Raw genomic sequence first — 1117 nt, 5'->3', positions numbered from 1 at the left:
CCCCCGCGGCGCGAGACGGCCGAGGCGGCGCCGGGCGTCCGCCCGCACCGCCCGGACCGACGCGTCGGTGACGCGGTCGGAGCCGTCGCCGCGCCCCGTGGCACCGTCGCGGGACGCGATCACCGCCGGGACGGCGCCGCGCTCGGCCGCCGGGCCCACCGGCGCCGCCTCCTGCGCGGACGCTCCGGCGGGGTGTTGCCCCGTCTCCCCCGGGAGGGGGCGCGGAACGGCCGGCGCGGTGTGCGCCGTCGGCCCGTCAGTGGCGCGGTGCGCCGTCACGGCGTCCGCGCCGTGCGCCGCAACCGGGGCCGGCGCGGGGGCCGGCACTGCTGGGACGAGGGCGGCCGAACCGGCCGCGTGCCCGGCGGCGCCGGGAGCTTCCTCACCGCCGCGTCCACGCCGGGTGAGGATGCCGCGCATCGCCCGCCAGGCGGCAGCCGTCGGTCGGGTCAGACCGAGCGTCCGGGGCCGTCCCGGGGCCGCGTGACGTCCACGGGCCGGAGCCACGGTGACCAGACCGGCAGCCGCGTCCGCATCGAACGCGGCTCCGGCGCGGCCCGGGTCGGTGGACGAGTCGCCGCCACCGGCCGTCCGCGCGATGGGGACGGCGCGGACGGTGGACGGCCGCGAGGCCAGCGCCGCGGCGGGTACGGGCACGATCAGCGAGACCGTGCCGGGCAGCCGGAGCGGCGACCAGACCAGAACCGGACGGCTCGCAGCCGCCTCCCGTGCCGCGGCCGCCGGGGAGCCCGGCCGCGGGACCACGGGCAGGCCGTCGGCCGACCGGGCCGCGATGTTCAACGCACGGCGGTCCGGTGCCGCGGCGTCCGCCGGGCCGGTGGTGTGCCGACGCCGCAGCGCACGCGCCCCGGCGGGCGCGGAGCCGGACACCTGCGGGAGCGCCAGCGGCGGCGCCGAGCCGGTGACGGGCGGCGCGAGCGGCGCCGAGGGGGGCGTGGGCACGCCTTCCCGTGCGCTGCGCACGTCGGCGGCGGCCTCGTCGTGCACCGGACGCCGGACCCGCGCGCCGGCCGTGCTCGGCTGCTGGGCGACCGGTCCGCCGAGGAGGTGCCCGCGCTGCTCGCGGCGTGCGACGCGCTGGTCTCGCCCTCCCGGG

Annotated in this window: 1 pseudogene; it reads right to left on the bottom strand. The window is 82.4% G+C overall.

What is annotated here, in order from left to right:
* A pseudogene (locus tag HCN56_RS25620) lies at nt 1-963 on the bottom strand (hypothetical protein); the annotation flags it as partial.
* Between the last annotated feature and the right edge of the window lie 154 nt (nt 964-1117).

Origin of the sequence: Streptomyces lonarensis, from assembly GCF_012033735.1 — a bacterium.
GTDB classification, from domain to species: domain Bacteria; phylum Actinomycetota; class Actinomycetes; order Streptomycetales; family Streptomycetaceae; genus Streptomyces; species Streptomyces lonarensis.
Note: the sequence above shows the minus strand (reverse complement) of the source record. Positions and strands in the feature narration are given on the sequence as shown.